General features: G+C 67.3%; 13 protein-coding genes and 1 pseudogene. 5 read left to right on the top strand and 9 right to left on the bottom strand.

All coding sequences use genetic code 11. The annotated features are described in order from the left end of the window. Positions 1-13 precede the first annotated feature (13 nt). From ABZX65_RS23630 to ABZX65_RS23645, 4 genes and pseudogenes are all read right to left on the bottom strand, one after another. Positions 14-301 (bottom strand): annotated as a pseudogene (locus ABZX65_RS23630) (SUKH-4 family immunity protein); the annotation flags it as partial. A 329-nt stretch (positions 302-630) separates the two neighbouring features. Beyond that, entirely contained in the window at positions 631-1,344 is a 714-nt protein-coding gene (locus tag ABZX65_RS23635) for a helix-turn-helix domain containing protein (RefSeq protein ID WP_124272231.1), read from the bottom strand. Then, on the bottom strand, positions 1,344-3,524 hold the full coding sequence (locus ABZX65_RS23640; RefSeq protein ID WP_355343331.1) for a hypothetical protein: 2,181 nt from the start codon (positions 3,522-3,524) through the stop codon (positions 1,344-1,346). Before ABZX65_RS23640 ends, ABZX65_RS23635 begins: the two co-directional genes overlap by 1 nt. Positions 3,525-3,546: 22 nt before the next feature. Continuing rightward, on the bottom strand, positions 3,547-4,149 hold the full coding sequence (locus ABZX65_RS23645) for a helix-turn-helix domain-containing protein (protein ID WP_124272233.1): 603 nt from the start codon (positions 4,147-4,149) through the stop codon (positions 3,547-3,549). A 632-nt stretch (positions 4,150-4,781) separates the two neighbouring features. Here ABZX65_RS23645 and ABZX65_RS23650 point away from each other — a divergent pair. The 4 genes from ABZX65_RS23650 (at position 4,782) to ABZX65_RS23665 (ending at position 7,409) form a co-directional block, all read left to right on the top strand. Next, complete coding sequence (locus ABZX65_RS23650; RefSeq protein WP_124272234.1) at positions 4,782-4,994, top strand: hypothetical protein; 213 nt, start codon at positions 4,782-4,784, stop codon at positions 4,992-4,994. Next, entirely contained in the window at positions 4,994-5,665 is a 672-nt protein-coding gene (locus ABZX65_RS23655) for a restriction endonuclease (protein ID WP_124272235.1), read from the top strand. Before ABZX65_RS23650 ends, ABZX65_RS23655 begins: the two co-directional genes overlap by 1 nt. A 43-nt stretch (positions 5,666-5,708) precedes the next feature. Continuing rightward, positions 5,709-6,425: a restriction endonuclease gene (locus tag ABZX65_RS23660; RefSeq protein ID WP_355343336.1), complete on the top strand. Its 717-nt coding sequence runs from the start codon at positions 5,709-5,711 to the stop codon at positions 6,423-6,425. A 276-nt stretch (positions 6,426-6,701) separates the two neighbouring features. After that, the gene (locus ABZX65_RS23665) at positions 6,702-7,409 is read left to right on the top strand and encodes a hypothetical protein (RefSeq protein ID WP_124272237.1); all 708 of its coding nucleotides are present in this window, start codon (positions 6,702-6,704) and stop codon (positions 7,407-7,409) included. A 233-nt stretch (positions 7,410-7,642) separates the two neighbouring features. On the opposite strand, the gene ABZX65_RS23670 is transcribed toward ABZX65_RS23665, so the two are convergent. The 5 genes from ABZX65_RS23670 to ABZX65_RS23690 form a co-directional block, all read right to left on the bottom strand. Continuing rightward, positions 7,643-8,215 carry an XRE family transcriptional regulator gene (locus tag ABZX65_RS23670; RefSeq protein WP_124272238.1) on the bottom strand — a complete coding sequence of 191 codons (573 nt, stop codon included), beginning with the start codon at positions 8,213-8,215 and terminating at the stop codon, positions 7,643-7,645. 11 nt (positions 8,216-8,226) lie between these two features. Beyond that, positions 8,227-9,369: a hypothetical protein gene (locus ABZX65_RS23675; RefSeq protein ID WP_124272239.1), complete on the bottom strand. Its 1,143-nt coding sequence runs from the start codon at positions 9,367-9,369 to the stop codon at positions 8,227-8,229. Then, positions 9,366-10,163, bottom strand: coding sequence for an ATP-binding protein (locus ABZX65_RS23680; protein ID WP_355343340.1), 798 nt, complete (start codon positions 10,161-10,163; stop codon positions 9,366-9,368). Before ABZX65_RS23680 ends, ABZX65_RS23675 begins: the two co-directional genes overlap by 4 nt. Then, a complete protein-coding gene (locus tag ABZX65_RS23685; protein ID WP_355343343.1) occupies positions 10,160-12,547 on the bottom strand; it encodes an AAA family ATPase in 2,388 nt (795 codons plus the stop codon). Before ABZX65_RS23685 ends, ABZX65_RS23680 begins: the two co-directional genes overlap by 4 nt. Before the next feature lie 370 nt (positions 12,548-12,917). After that, positions 12,918-13,475 (bottom strand): hypothetical protein, encoded by a 558-nt coding sequence (locus ABZX65_RS23690; RefSeq protein ID WP_355343346.1) that lies wholly within the window; start codon positions 13,473-13,475, stop codon positions 12,918-12,920. 884 nt (positions 13,476-14,359) lie between these two features. On the opposite strand from ABZX65_RS23690, the gene ABZX65_RS23695 reads away from it, so the two are divergent. Continuing rightward, positions 14,360-15,382 (top strand): hypothetical protein, encoded by a 1,023-nt coding sequence (locus ABZX65_RS23695; RefSeq protein ID WP_124272244.1) that lies wholly within the window; start codon positions 14,360-14,362, stop codon positions 15,380-15,382. Positions 15,383-15,509: the final 127 nt, after the last annotated feature.

Consider the following 15,509-nt stretch of genomic DNA (forward strand, 5'->3'; position numbering starts at 1 on the left):
CGTCGTCCAGGACTCGGGACCACCAGCTTTCCCGTTCGGCGAAGGCCAGGGGGTCGAGGTCCTTGAGGCCGGTCATGAGGCTGCGAAGGACGGGGAGCGCGTCCTGAAGGCCCTCTGTAGAGGCGAGGCGTGGCAGGCCGCGGTCGAGCAGCATCAGTGCTTCGTTGAACAGATCCACGCTTGCGCTGACGTACATGTCCGGAATTTCCTCGGCCAGGAAGACGGCTTGGACGGCGCCGTCCGGCCTGACGCACAGCTCGGCTCCTCCATCCGTGCCCAGGCGCAGCCAGCGGCTGAGCATGCCGGGCGGGGACGGACGCTTTTACTGGGAGGCGAACGCTGCGAGTTGGGCGGCGTCGTTGGTGGCCGCCGCGCGGAAGTAGGGCGCGACAGCGACCGGAACACCTTGGTCTCGCAGCGCGCGGACAGCGTCCTCAGGTACCGGGGCGCCGTGGAGGGATACGGGGTGGAATCGGCGGACTCCGTCAGTGCCGAAGTGCGTGGTGATCGATTCGGTTATGACTACGTATTGCTCCTCAAGGCGGTGTCAAAGGTCAGGGCACATTTGGGGTTTCCCTCGTATTGCCCCGGTTGTGATGCGGAGGATGTGGCCTGCGGCTGGTTCGAGGGTCAGCGTGGGCGCCAGGTGCGGATTTCCAGGTGGGTGATGTGGGCGCCGGGGTGGATGCGGCCGGTGTCGACGAGCCACTGATGAATGGCGGTCGTGACGTCTCCGCCGGAGCGGTCGACGCGGCGGGCGAAGTCTCCTGCATCGAAGCCGCCGGTGGCGGCGGATCCGTAGGAACGCTCTTCGGTGTGGTCGGTGCGCTGGATGACGTCGCGGCGGATACCGGGTGAGTCGGTGCGGCTTCCGGAGGCGTGGACGTAGCCGGTCTTGGCGAGGCGCACGGTGAAGGCAAGGCGCAGGCCCTGACGGGCGGCTTCAGCGATGAGGGGGCGCAGGCGGGCAGAGCCGGAGGCGATGGCCTGTGCTCCTGCGCGGCCGGTGCCGGTGCCGGTGGGGGTGATCAGGAGTGCTTTGGTGCGGACGCGGGCTTTGGTGCCGGCGGCGGTGGTGCGGCGGGTGATGTGCCCAGCGGCGATGGCCGCGAGTTCGGCGGTGTCGGTGATACCTGCGCTCTGGACAGCGGTGAGGACTTGGGTGAGGGCGGGGACGAAGACTGCGCCTTTGTTCTTTGTGTAGAACTGGGAGACGAGGGAGGGGTCGCGGTTGATGATGCGGGCGATGTCGCGTTTGGTGTAGCCGGCTGCCTGGAGCTGGTCGGCGAGCTGGGCTGCGTCGTTGAGTTGTGGTGCGGGGGCGCGTCGGCGGCGGGGCGGCATCAGGACCCCTCGTTGTTGGGGGAGGTGGGCTGGATGGTGCGGCCCTTGTCGCGCAGGGTCAGGAGTTCGTCTTCGGTGGTAGGTGCGGTGAGGGGGCCTGTGAGGTGGCCCTTGTTCAGGTAGTCGCCGGGCTGGCCGTGGTAGGGCCAGGCCTGGGGCTGGGTGAGGTAGACGGCGTCGGTACGAAAGGCAACGACGCTGCCGGGCGGGGCGTGGAGAGCGCCGACGTAGGTGTTGTCGTCGCGGTGGCGCTGGGAGAGCAGGGCGGCTCGGGCGGAGGACCAGATGTGGGCGGCCCATTCGGGGTGGGCGTTGGGGTCGCGGGTGAAGCCGGTGGGGCGTTGCCAGGTGATGGTCTGGTCGTCGAAGCCGATGATCTCGGCATCGGTGGGGACGTCACGTTCTGCGGTGCGGGGTGTGGTGCCGGTGACGGTGCGGGGGCGTTGGGCGAAGGCGCCGATGCCGTAAAGGAGGATGGCGCGCACCGCCCGGGCTGCGAGGTGGGCGGCGGTGCGCTGGGCGGGGTCGCCGTTGAGGTCGGCCTGGGCAGTGAGGGAGGACCAGGCTTCCTTGAGCTTCTTGGACCAGTCGTCCAGGGGCTTGCCGTCGTCGAAGAGGATGCCGTCGAGGATTTCGACCTTCCACGGGCCGTGGGGGTTGGAAAGAGCGGTGTGGATCTCGGGCCCACCCGCCCAGGTGGTGAACGTGGTGCCGGGGGTGGCGGGGTAGTGCCAGGCCCGGTCGCCGGGGGCTGGCGCGGGGAGAATGCCGACGTGGCCCCAGTTCTGGGGGACGGTAACGCGGACGTGCCAGTGCCCGCAGGCGAACAGCGCTTTGGCCTGTTCCTTTTCCGACCACGCGGCGAACCTGGCGGCGGTGACACGGCGGGGGGTGCCGATGCCGGCTTTCCAGGTGTGCTTGGCGTAGGCGAAGGTCCGGTCGTACTCAACCAGGGCAGGGAGCTGCTCAGGGACACAGGGCGGGGTCAGGAGTTCGGTGCGTCCCTGTCCGGCGGTCGCGTGGAAGAGGCCGCGCAGTTCTTCGGACAGGACGGGGTAGCCGCCGGCGTACTGGCCCTTGGTGGGGATGGTGCGGGTCCACAGGTCCCGGCCGGTCTGGGACGGTGAGCCCATCAGGACGGCGTCGGGCCAGTGGCGGCGCAGGGCTTTCCACAGCAAGACGAACGCGTCGCGGATGACGGCGGGCTCGGTGCCCTCGGTGTCGAACCACTCCCCCGCCGAGCGGATCTCGACGTGCTGTTCGCCCTGTTCGCGCTGGTAGCGGCCGACAGGGTTGCGGGGGTGGACGAAGTGGCCGGCCATGCGGTCCTTACCCCGCCCGGTGTCCGTGCGCCAGCCGGGTGTGGGGGCGTTCAGCCAGGCTCCGACGGCGTCCTTGAGGAAGGGGTGCTGGTCGGCCTGACGGTGCCAGGGGGCGCCCGCGGTGATGTAGATCCGCTCAACACCGTCCGGCAGAACGTGGAAGACGGTGTTCAGGATTTCTGCGGCACTTGCGGTCGGCAGGTCGAGGCGGAACGTCTGGTCGCGGTGGACCAGCACACCCGCCTCGGTATCGAGAAAGACGGTGCTGCGGGCCTGCTGGGTGAAGTTCGGGTGCGTGGAGGCCAGGTTCGCCGTGTGGGCGAACCAGCGGTCTCCCTCAGGGCCTTCCGGGATGCCGGGAAGGGTGCGCTGCGCTCCATGGGCCGCGAGAGGAGCAGCCGTGAGCGGGGCCGGCGCAGAAGACGACGCAGAAAGCGACGCTGAAAGGGCTGCAGGCGGCTCGGGTTCCGCTGCCGCTTCAGGGGCGGGGCGGGTCATTGCCGGGGCGACCGTGCCTGCCCGGGACGGGGCCTGCTCCTGTGCGGGTTCGGGACCGCTGGGCGGTGCTGTCTGCCTGGCAGGCTCAGGGGGTGCGACGGCTGCGCCGGTCGGGGCTGCTGGTGCGGGGTTGGTGAGCTGGTCGGGGGCGAGAATGGGAGCGATCGCCACGATGTCGGCGAGGCTGAGTCCGGCTGCGGGCGCGATGCGCTCCGCCTTCGCCTTCTCGTATCCGGCCAGCGCGGTGATCTGCCGGGCGCGGTCCGTCTCGAGTTTGGCGAGGGCGGCCTGGGTCTTCTTGATGTCATCGCGCAGAGCCCGCAGCTCGGCCAGCTGTGCGTTGTAGGTCTTTGCGTCCATCACGATCCCTTGGGCCTGCAGGTCAGTTGGCGGTACTGCTACGGGTTGAGACGTACGCGATCGCGCCGCTCGACTGCGAGGGCAAGCGGGTTCCTAGGAGGAGATCCGCGACGTCCCGGTCGGTCTGGCGCGGTGCGGTCAGATGTTTTATCGGGGTGGCCAGGTCGCTGACATATCCAGTGAGGACTGCATCGGGAAATGCGTGCCGCCCGCCTTCGCCTTTCTCCCACCTGTCCAGGCCGGTCAGGACCGCCACCACATAGCCCGACACCGTCACCGGCAGTACTCCCCCGGCCGCGACGCTCGCGGCATCACAGCGCCACCAGCCTCTCAAGCCCTTGAGGAGGTCGTCGGGGCCAAGGTCTGGCGCGTAGCCTGCCCATTTCCGGTGGGTGTCATGGACTTGTTGTGCCGCGTCGACGCGCAGGACCCCGAGCAGGTCGGCGTCCAGGCGGTCCACGGGCGCAGGGGCGCGTTTATGCAGGGCCTGGACGACCCAAAGCGGCGTCATCACGCGAACACCGCGCCGGGATAGACCGGGCAGTACGCCTGCTCTGATGAGACGCCGGTATGTGGTAATCGCACAGCCGAGTTCTTCTGCGGCCTGTCCGGTGGTCAGCAACATGGCCTGCCTCCTCGGATCCGGGCGCTGCCGCGCTTGGACGCTATCGGCAGTCCCACCATCCACGCAAGTCTGATCAGATATCTGATTCTAGTTGGTGTAGCCCTTGGACGGGGCCGCAAGTTCCTTGGCCCGACTGGTCGTACAGTCCGTCGCTGAGCGGCTGGAAATGCCCGACCGGCCCGGTCGCGGGACAGGGCCAGCCGACCGTGGCTTCCGGGACGGCACCCCACCACCTCCGGACGCCGGGGTGGCGGTCAGGAGCAGGCGGCCCCGGCGCACTGAGGCTGCGAGTACGCGCCTGCTGCATTTCGCCAATTCGCCCTGGCTGGACCGTCGGCGTCACCGACCATCAAGTGTGCAGGTGGGAGGGCTTCACTGGGGTGCTGGGTGCCGGACCAGCTGTGGGGTGAGGGCAGGTGTGGCAGGGAGCCGGGAAGCAGGTCGCCCGAGGTGGAGCCGCCTGGAGCATGGAGAGCCGGGACGGCAGGGTTGGGGTGGCTGTGGTGGCTTGATCGAAGCTTTGCCGGACTGTGCCTCGTAATGATCCACCAGTTTTTGTCAGTGCCCGCTGCTACACCAATTCCTTAAGGGACGGGCCGCATTCCGCGGCCCGCCGGCGGGAGGGGAACAGCATGTCGAAGGTGCCGGACGGGTTCCATCGCGTACGCGGGCACATCCGCCGCAACCCGAAGCCGCGCAGCGCGAAGCGGATGAGCGGCTGGATGATCGCCGGTCTGCTGGCGGGCGCGTGGCTGTGGGGGCAGGTCTTCGGGTTCGGCGAGTCCGCTGTCCCCACACCGGCTGCTGATCCGAAGCCGGCCGCCTCCGCACAGAGCGCACACTGATGGCGCTGCCGCGGTTGCGGCGTCCTCGCGGCACGGCCGAGGTAGTCTCAGCCGCTGTTGTCGTGGTGGCCATGCTCGTGCTCGCCCTGCGGATGCTGGTGGCAGCGGCAGGCGCGTTGGTGCAGGCCTGGCCCGTTCTGCTGGCACTCGTCCTGCTCGTGGGAGCGGTGAGCGTATGGCGCCTGCGGCAGGCGAGCACACGGCGGCGCCGGGAGGCAGCGCGGGTGGCGGCGCTTCGGATCACCCTCGTCGAGTTCGACGCGATGGACGACCGGCACTTCGAGCATGCCCTGCGGGACCTGCTGGTCCGCGACGGTTGTGCGGCCCGCAGGGTCGGAGGTGCCGGGGACCAGGCCGCCGATGTCATCGGGGACCATCCGCGGCTCGGCCGGATCGTGGTACAGGCCAAACACACCCGCGTCAGCGGGAAGGTGGGCTCCTCGGTGATGTACGCGGTGAAGGGCACCGCCTGGCCGGTACACAAAGCGGCGCATGCTGTCGTCATCACCAACGGGACCTTCACCCGTGACGCCATGGCGTGGGGCGAGCGGCACAGCGTGCACTGGGTCGACCGACACAGGCTGGAGCGCTGGGCCCGGGACGGCGCAGCGTTGCACGAGCTTCTAGGCCTGTCCGCAGCCCGTGCGGGCCGGTTCAAGCGGGCTGCCTGATCCTCAGGATCCGGATCCCTCGTTCATCAGGTCGGGAGGTGTGGTGTTCGAAGAAGACGGGTCGCTCGACCCGCTGCTGAAGTTCCTGCTCTACTCCGTTCTTACGCTGGCCATCGGCAAGATGCTCTGGGAGTGGATCACCGAGGACGTCAGCCGGTGGATCACTGTGGGCCTGTGGGGTGTGATCACTGGCCACCCGTGGTGGACCGGGGTCATCGTGGCCGGCGGGCTGCTCATGTTCCTCATGCTGGGCCGGCTGGTGGCGTTCGTGTCCGACGCCTCGTCCGCTGTCTACTCCAGCCCGCAGGACACGCTCATAGCTCCCGAAGCCTTTGCCGGACCGGACATGCTCACCTTCAGAATGAAGGAGCTGTCCTCGATGAGCGCGACGGGCTTCGAACAGGCATGTTCTGACCTGCTGGCACGAGACGGATTCCTCAGCCCACACCGGGTTGGCGGCGCCGGTGACCTCGGCGTGGACGTCACCGCCCGGGACAGCGACAACCGTCTCCTGATCCTGCAGTGCAAGCAATACCAGAGCCCGGTCGGATCGGGACACGTACAGAAATTCAACGGGACAGCTCGCCCCCACCACGGGGCCGACCTGCCCATCATGATCGCGCTCAACGGATTCACCCGGCCCGCGACCGACTTCGCCCAACACCACAAGCTCATCCTCGTCGGACGCCCGGAACTCAAACAGTGGGCCCACGGCCAGCACCTCTACGACGTCCTCGGCATCCGAAACACGACACAGTGACACTGCATCAGCGCCGCCGTTGAACAGCACCAGGTCAGTCGCCGGATCTGCCAGGTTGTGTACGGGTTGCCGAACGGACAGGCCAGCACGAAGCCGTGGTCCGAACAGAAGGGTTCACCCCCGCGTTCTACCAGCCGTACTACGCCCGGCGCATGCCCGGTAGCTAGCGCTCAACCGCACGGACGTGGGCATTCACCGCAGGAACGATTCGCGGACACACCCGTCGGGGCTGGAGAGTTGCAAAACCTGAGCAGATTGGAGGAGGCGCTCCAATCCGTGGTTCGACACGACCCGAACTTGACTGCCCTGGCCACCTCACCGCCGCTCTGCTCAGTGCTGTGCGCTTTGAATCGTGACCGTCACGGTCTGTTGCCGCAGTCGGTGATGAGTCTGTATGAGGCCGCCCTAAGCATGCTTTTGGTGCGGCGCGACGCTGAGCGCGGCATCGGCGCTGCGGGAGTTCAGATCAGCGAGCGACAGAGCGTGCAGTTACTCCAAGCCCTGGCCTACTGGCTGATACGCAACGGCCACTCCCAGACCGATCCGACGACCGCCATACGGCTCCTCGGCCCAGTCCTCGCGGCCATGCCTACCGCACCCGGCGATGCCGCGCAGGTTCTCAGGCTCCTGCTCGAACGATGCGGCGTACTTCGAGAGCCTGCCCCCGACCGGCTGGAGTTCATCCACCGCACTTTCCAGGACTTCCTGGGTGCCCGGGCCGCCATTGAGGCCGAGGAAATCAGTCTGCCGGTAGCCAACGCCCACGAGGATCAATGGCGCAACGTGGTGAAGATGGCCATCGGCCACGCCCGACCACGAGAGTGTGCGCAAATGGTCCAAGCCCTGGTGGCTCGCGGCGACCACGAAGAGCCGCACCGAAAACAGCTGTACGCGCTGGCCGCCTCCTGCGTGGAGTACGCCACGGAACTTGCCCCTGAGGTCCTGACGATCGTGCAGCAGCGGAGCCGTGACCAGGAGCTGTAGGAGGGGAGCAAGCCCGCCCGGTGGCCCACCGCAGGGCGTCCGGGCCGCAGGACGCCACCTCACAGGAAGGGCTTGCGAGGCTCAGAGCCTTACCAGAACGGTGTTTCGGCACTCTGCGCTGCCGACTCACCGCTCGGCCCTCGCAACGCGAACGGCGAGCGTGCTCCCGACTCGGGGACATAGCTGGGTCTCCGGAACCGGTACAACGCTGGCGCCTGCGGGCTGGAGTGGGGTCAGTAAGAGAACTCGATGTACACGATGTCGGTAAGCGCCACCATATGGAGCTTGCCGCTGGGCGAGACGTTGAAGTACGCCTCGCCGACGGCGTCGGCAATGATTTCTCGGAGTTCACTGTCGTCGGCGTTGCGGTATCGGGCTTGGAACAAGCGGGCGGCATAGGCCGTAGGAAGCCATTCGGTGATGTGGCGTACTCGGCCGTCGTCGGAGGAGCCGGCTGCTCCGGTGAAACCGAACCAGGCTTTGAAGTGCACGAGCATGCCATCGTGGCCGGTGGAGATCAGGTGGTGGGCGCGGCGTCGCACGCGCGGCTGCCAGAGGCGTACGACGTCTTTGGCAATGGCCTGGGATAGCACGCTGCCCGGCGCGCTCCGCCGGCCCTTCATGACCTCCTTGACGAGGCGGGGCTTGGTGCCCAGTCGGCTGGCCAGGGCCCCTAGGTCGGCGTAGCGGGTTGCGAGAAAGCGCAGGCGGGCGCTGTCGGAGCGCGGCGGTTGGCGTGTCCAGTGGTGGGTGTCGGCGAAGTCGAGCGCTTCGGCGATGGAGGCGGTGTAGAAGTCGTCGAGCATGTTTTGGCCCTTTACAGGACGCGTGCCCGCAGCATGCTGCGGTTTGCACGGCGTGTTCCAGTGGTGACAGGTGCGGTGCGGTGGCGGTCAGGCGGTGTGGCCAGCAGGCGGCAGGCGCGCAGGGCTTGTTCGATCTCTGGGTGCTCCCAGGACGGGGTGGAGAGCACGTTGGGGGCGTCTGGATGGCCTTGCAGGTGGGTGAGGTGACGGGCGGCGTTCAGGAGGGGCTGTGCCCATGCGGGCATTTCGGCCAGACCGTTTCCTGATCTTTCGTGCAGGCTTTTGATCTGCTGGCTGCTGTAGCCGGTCAGGGCGCGCAGGGCGACGCACGCCGCGTGGACGGGGTGGGCGACGCGGGTGTGGATTCGGGCGGCGATCTGGGCGGTATGGGGGTGGCAGGGGTCTTGGTGTGGTCCGGGTACTGGCAGAGGTGGGGTGATGCCGGTCGGCTCGGAGCCGGGAATGAATGTGAGGGTGAGGGGCTCGCGCGGTTGCGGGGGCAGGCGGAACCAGAGTTCGGCATCACGGGGTGGGAAGGCGGTCGTGTGCTGCCACCACGGGTGGTTGTCGGATTCCGGCGGACCGCTCGGGGGATTCCAGTGGGTGGTCGCGGCGCGCGTGGTGTCCAGCACGCGGTGGGGAATCGTGTCGAGAAGGGCGGCGGTGGGGCGCGGGAGGGGGCCGTTGCAGAGGAGGGTGAGACGGGTGCCGGTGAGGGCGCTGAGTGCCAGCAGGTGTTCCCATTGAGGTTTGCTGAGGCGGTGGGCCCGGCAGACGGTCGTGTGGGTGATCCCGAGTGCGATGAACCAGGACGCGGCGATGCGCCAGCTGCGGTCGGAGTTGTTGGTCCATGCGGGTAAAGGGTGCGCTTCGTCGGGGACGGGCAGGTGTTTGCCGAGGGCGCGGATCAGGTCGTGAGCAAGGTATGCGCCGGTTCCGGCCAGGGGTGTGGGGTGGACGGTGATGCGTCCGTGGGGCGGGGTGGATGCGGCGAAGGCGAGGCGCATGTAGTGCGGTTCGTCGTGTGGGGTGACGACGACGGTGACGAGGGGCAGTGCGGTGTGGTGATGTGGCTGCCAGGTCGGGCACCACTTTTCGCCTCTCTTCGCGTCGTCGGGTTCTGCCGTTTGTGGTGCTGTGGGGGTCAGAGTCATGTTTTGGCCGCTCTGGGGGCCAGTTGGCGCAGTAGTTCCTGCGGGCCTCTGGTGATGTGCTGGGTGCTGCGGTGGGTGAGGGTGGCCCAGCGTCGGAAGTTGCCTTGGGCCCATGTCTGGTCGAGGTCGCGGAGTACGGCGTGATCGGTTCGCTTCCAGTGGGGGTGGAAGGCGGGGATGACGGTGGTGATCTCGTCTTCGTCGATGACGTCGAGTTCGTGCCAGCAGGTCACGCGGGAGGCGAGTACAGGGGTCGTACGCAGGGCGCGGAGGCGGTGGCTGCCGGCGGCCAGGGCGACGGTCACGCGTGTGTGCGGGTCGTCGTAGAGGTAGCGCACGTATTCCAAGCAGGACGCGGAGAGTTGGTGGGCTTCGTCGATGGCTAGGAGCCGTGGGGGGTGGTGCAGGGCGTGGCGGATGAGGTCGTCGCTGGTGCCGGGGTCTTTGGGTGGGGGGCTGGGCAGGCCGAGGGCGTGGTGGATGCTGTGGCGGAGGTCGTCGGGGCGGGCTTGGGGCTGGGGCAGGAGCCGGATGGGGTGCCAGGCGGGATGCTGGTCCAGAACGGTATGGAGAGTGAAGGTCTTCCCTGCTCCTGCGGGAGCGGCGATGCACAGCATGCCTTGTTGGGCGACTGTGGCGTTGAGGGCAGATGTGGCGGCGGCGACCTGGCGGGTGCGCACGGTGCGAGCGCCGGTGAGGTCGAAGTGGTGGCGGGCGGAGCGGACGTTTCCGTGGGCGGTGCTGATGGTGGTGGTCCGCGTGGTCCGCGTGGTCCGGTAGGAGGGTGCGGTCATCGGTCGTCGTCGCGCCGTACGGGGCGGGCGGGGCGGGCGCGGCGGACGGCCCAGCGGGCAATGGTTTCGTCGACTTCGCTCAGTCCGCGGCGCTTCATGCCTTCGAGGACGTGGTGGGTGATTTTGGACCACATGCGGAAGGTGCCGCCGCCGGCTTCCAGGTCGATGAAGTTGATGAGGTCGGCGGGAACGGAGGCCCAGACGGGGTGGAACAGGGGGATGTTCTTGAGGACTTCGTCCGGTTCCATGGGCGTGAATTCCTGCCAGATGTAGATCCGGGAGGCGAGAGCGGGCTCGTTGTAGAGGGTTTTGTAGCACTCTTCGCCGCCGACGAACAGGACGGCGGGCCGGTTCTTCTTCCTGCCTGTGTCCCACAGGTGGCGGACGAATTCGAAGCACTCGCGGCTGAACTGCTGGGCCTCGTCGCAGACCAGGACGTAAGGGCGTCGGGCCAGGGATTGCTTGAGGAGCCGGTCGAATTCGCTGGGGTGGGCGGGGGGCTTGCCTTCCAGGTGGAGGGCTTCGAACAGTTCCATGCGGATGTCTCGCGGGGTGGGGCGGGAGCGGAACTGCAGGAGCAGGACGAGGTCGGGTGCGACTTCCTTGAGTGCGGCGAGGACGGAGAAGGTTTTGCCGAGACCGGCGTCCCCGTAGATGCAGGACATGGCGCGAGCGTCGATGGTGTCAGCGATGTTCTCGCCCGCTTCCAGCAGGGCTTCGGTGGCCACGATGCGGGCGTCGGCCAGGTCGAGGTAGAAGTCGGGGTCGTCGCTTGTCTCGGCAGTGGTGTCGGTGATGGTCATGGGCTCTGCTCCTTGGGTTGTGGGATGAAGGGGTGGTTCAGGAATCGCTGTTGGTCCGGGCTGTGGCGTGGTGATGACCGGTACGGGCGGCGTGGGATGCAGGGCGTGTGCTGTGCCGAGGTCATGGCCGGTGGCGGGGTCGGTCAGTTCGATCTGCCCCTGTTGCGGTGAGGGGTGAACAGTGACCCGGGTTCCGGCGTGGGCTTGGGTGAGGGCGCCGGTGTAGGTGCGGCCCTGCCAGCGAATGTGTCCTTGGGGCCCGATCCGCCGGTGTGCTCCTGGAGGTGGGGTCATGCGGTGTCCTTGGGGGTGCTGGCCGACGGGGTCGGGATCGCCCAGCGGGCGCCGGGGATCACGCGGCGGGGCATGTAGCCGGCGGGGACGCCGTCGTCCTTGGGCCGCGCAGGGCGGGTAGCGGTCAGTTCTGCCACGGCTTGTTTGCGTGTCATCGTTCCGGCCAGGCGGGGCTGGGCCCGGCTGGGTGGCGGGCTGGAAGCGGCGGCGTCGTCGGCGCTGCGCTTCGGCCAGGTCGCGGCGGATGCGTCGGACACGGTCGTCGCGGGCCTGGTAGACGGCTTGGATCTCCTCTTCGCTGGCCTCGTCAGCCAGGTGGGCGGTGCCCAGATGTTGGTGCGTCTGGGCGTGGAAGACCTCGATGGCACGGGGGTGGTGGGGCTGGTAGCGCACGGTGACCTGGGTGCCGGTGCGGCCGGTCATCCATGCGCCGATGTAGTCACGGCCCTGCCAGCGGATCCCGTGCCCGTGGATGATGCGGGTGGAGCGTTCGCCTTCCATCAGGAAGACGTGCAGGTCCTTCAGCGGTGGCTCTCTCAGGGGGGTGGTGTCGCTGTTCCAGCTGTCCATGGGCGTCAGATTGCCGCGGCCCGCCATGCGGTGCTCGGTGTTGCGGGTGCGGACCCATTGGGCGAAGAGGTCGACGAAGTTCTCGAACGTCAGCGCCGGGTCTTTCTCCCCCGCCCGGTGCTTCGTGTCCAGCTTCTGGGTCTTGGTGTAGCGGGGCAGGGTGGAGAAGAACATGCTGGTTGCCGCACGGCTGAGGTTCTCGATGCTTCCTTTGAGGTGCGGGGTGTAGGGCGGCAGTACTTCGACGTGGACGCCGAAGCTGCCCATGGCCTGGGTGACGGCTCGGGAGAGGAAGTCCTTGCCTCTGTCGATGCGGATACGGCGGGGCAGTCCGCCGGCCGGACCGTGGATGTCGTCGGTGAGGATGCAGGAGCGCAGGGCGGCCAGGATCGATCCGCGGTGCGGGTAGTGCGGGGTGACGGCCCAACCCATGGTCACGCCGGTGTGGCAGTCGCAGAACCAGGTGATCCAGGGCTTGACCAGTCTGCCGTCGGCCCACACCAGCACGGGTGCCTGTTTGTGGTCGCCTTCCCATTCTTCGTTCCGGCAGGTGGGCGGGCGCTTCAGGTGGGGGTCAAGGGCTCGGGAGGCGGGGATGCCGGATCGGAGGCCTGCCAGGTCGCCGGGGGCGAGGTCCAGTTTCACCGCCCGGTGCAGCGTGGACAGGCTGGGCACCTGCTTCGGGTCGTCAGCCTCCTCGAGCATCTCTTGATGCACGCGTTTGATGTTGCCGCGGTAGTAGGCGAGCTTGATGCGAACTTCGTCGGTGACGCTGTAGCGGCTGCGGGGCGCAAGGTCGGCGGTGCTAGTGGCCTGGCCTTTTCCAGGCGCCGCCAGACGGTGCGCTCATGGACGCCGACCGTACGTGCGACGGTCTTCACCTCGGCGCTGGTCAGTTCCCCACGTTCGCGCAGCACGACCAGTGAGCGGACTCCGGCGGTCAGCAATGCCCTCTTTTCGCGGGCGGAAGGGGCAAGGACGGGTTCGTCCGCGAGGGTGCCGATTGGGGCCCGGCGCATGGGGACAGCACTCCCTTCTTGTTGATGCGGTCTGTCGGTAGGGCTGAGAGGGTTTGAGGGGCAGCACGTCAGCCGAGAAGGCCGATGTGGGAGACGTATGCGTAGCTGCGGTGGTCGGAGTCCAGGTCGCTGATCTCCCACTCCCACTGGTGCTCCAGTTCGAGGAAGTTCTGGCTGGCCCAGGCCTGCACGATCGGGCCCCAGCGGTAGATGTTCTTGTTCCTCACCCGCAGTGGGCGCCGATGGCGGGCTTCGACGCCCTCCTGGTCGACGGGATGGATCTCGATGCGGGTTCCGCCGCCGGCGTTGAGGTAGCGGGTCAGCCACGGGGCAATGTTGTGGCGCCGTAGGTCCCGGAAGGCATGCCGCACGCGTTGCTGTGTGTCCAGGTCCGGCACGTGGTCCGTCGACAACCACTGAGTGAGAGCGGACGGATCCGTTGTGATGTGGTGGGATTGAAGGGCCACTGCTGCACCCTTCCTCGAGGACAGGTACTTCACCGCTTGCTCCAGGCGTTCCCGGTCGCTACGGGTCCATTCGACGTCGTCGAAGACTCGCACGTCCAACGTCTTGGCAAGGGCTCGTCCTCCTTCGAGGCCCTCGGCGCCCAGTTCTCCGAATCCCATCGCGTGCTCCTGTGTGTCGTTTGCTGTGCGGAATTGAACGGCACAGCGCGTGGTCGGTCCGCTGTGTGACGCCAGAGGCACAGGCAGGGCAAGTGGCGTGGGCCGTTGCCGGTGACGTGTTGTTTCACACCGGATGGCAGGACGATATGCCAGCACTCGGTTCGCTAACCGTTACGCGGACGTTGCGCGAGCGACCGCGCAACGCGCGTAGTCAATGACCTGAGAATCGTTCATTTCTGAACCATCGCAAAATTCGCCTTAGGGACGCCGAAGGAACAAAGCGGTTACGGCGTGGAAGCAGAGATGCGCGGCGCACAGCCCGCAGCTGCTGCCACGGTCGGCTCAAAAGCCTAGGTGGGAGTGGGGTTGGCAGATGTTCTGCGGTGTCGCGCAGGAGGGTTGCCACACGACTCAGGAAGTGGGGTCAGGCCGATCATTCGTTGTTTCGCGTGGCGATAGGGATGGACGCCAAGCCGACTGGTGGGCCAAAAGGGCCGTCACCGTAGTACCCACCACTGACAACACGTGCGACTACCAGAAAGTAACCTGATCACCCGTCACTATATTTGGCGGAAACGCACTCTGCTTTGGCTTTATATCAACCCGTTAGGGGAATGCGTGTTCGATGTTCCGCATCGCGCGGGTGCGCAACTACGTAGTGACCTGAAGGCCTGAACCCCGTCCCGCTGTACGCCGATAATTAATGGCTTGTAAACGCGCCTTGGACCACTCTCCTTTCACTCACACATTGAAGAATCAGGGGTCTCTCGAGCTGCACGGGCACACATCACTTCCTTCCGTCTGGCCGGTTTCATTCCCTTCAGGAAGAGAGGAAACGATTCGCTCCTGACCCGTTGTCAGAGGTAGCCACAACGATGAATCGCATGAGTCTCACTTCCTGCCTGAAGGACCCCGCCTCCGCCATCTCGCGCTTCTTGGCGGAACACCTCCCCTTCCCTGACGTCGTGCTGTGCGACTACCGCGATCGCCTGGCCCAATACTCACCTCCGATCAAGCCCGCGCCTGAAGCGGGCCGGCGCGCCGAGTACCGGATGCTGGGGCACACCATCGACCACCGGCTCCGTATCAGCCTCGGTGTGCCCACCGGTCAGCCGATCCGGGAGGGTGTGGTGCGCGCCGCGCTCGACGACGACGGGTGGCCCAGCATGGAAGTCATCGGGACCGTGCAGGCGGCGGGGCAGGTGCTGCTGGAGGAACTGTCCCGGTACGAGGACGCTGATGGTCGGCCGCTCGCCCTCGACGACGCATCCGAAGACCGTCTCGTGCGTCTGTGCCACGTCGCCTCCAGTTTCGAAGCGATCTTCCGCTGTGTGGGGTGGGTACGCGGCAACAATCTCGGTTCAACCCGCCCCGGGGACACCCTCGATGACATCGCCGCCGCGGTGCCCGATTACGTGGTGGCCGACATCCGCAGCCAGATGCGGCTGGCCGGCACGTCGGGCCCGTTCGACCGCTTCATCAAGCTGCCCGCCGCTGCACGGATCGGCGGCCCCGTGTTCGACGGCAGTCGCGATGTCGGCGGAGCGGACGCCGACTTCATCCTCGACAGGCAGCTGATCGACTGCAAAGCGACCATCCGGCCGGAGCGGATGAGCCGGGCCGAGATCTACCAGCTCGCCGGCTATCTCCTGCTCGACTACAGCGACGCCTACGCCGTCACAGATGTAGGACTGTACCTGTCCCGGCAAGGCGCGCTCATCGACTGGAGCGTGCAGGACTTCCTGGATCTTCAAGGATGCCGACTCACGTTGCCTGAGCTACGGGCAGCATGCCAGCACGCATTGACCGAGGGCTCCGCCGGCGCGCCCGCGCCCGCGGAAGCGATGCGGCGCCCGCTCCCCCGCCCCCGCAACGCGCCTGCCGTACAGGAGAGCCTCTTCGACTGAAATTGCTGGCCGGAGGCGGGGCTGGGTGGGTGCTCAACCACAACGCACGCCACGTCTCCGGTCAGACGTTGGCGCGGCCGTCGGCCCGTCGCGTCGCGCGGGCCTTCGGACACCCAACCTGTTGGAC

Origin of the sequence: Streptomyces sp. NPDC003300 (assembly GCF_040610915.1) — a bacterium.
In the GTDB taxonomy this organism is placed as follows: Bacteria; Actinomycetota; Actinomycetes; order Streptomycetales; family Streptomycetaceae; genus Actinacidiphila.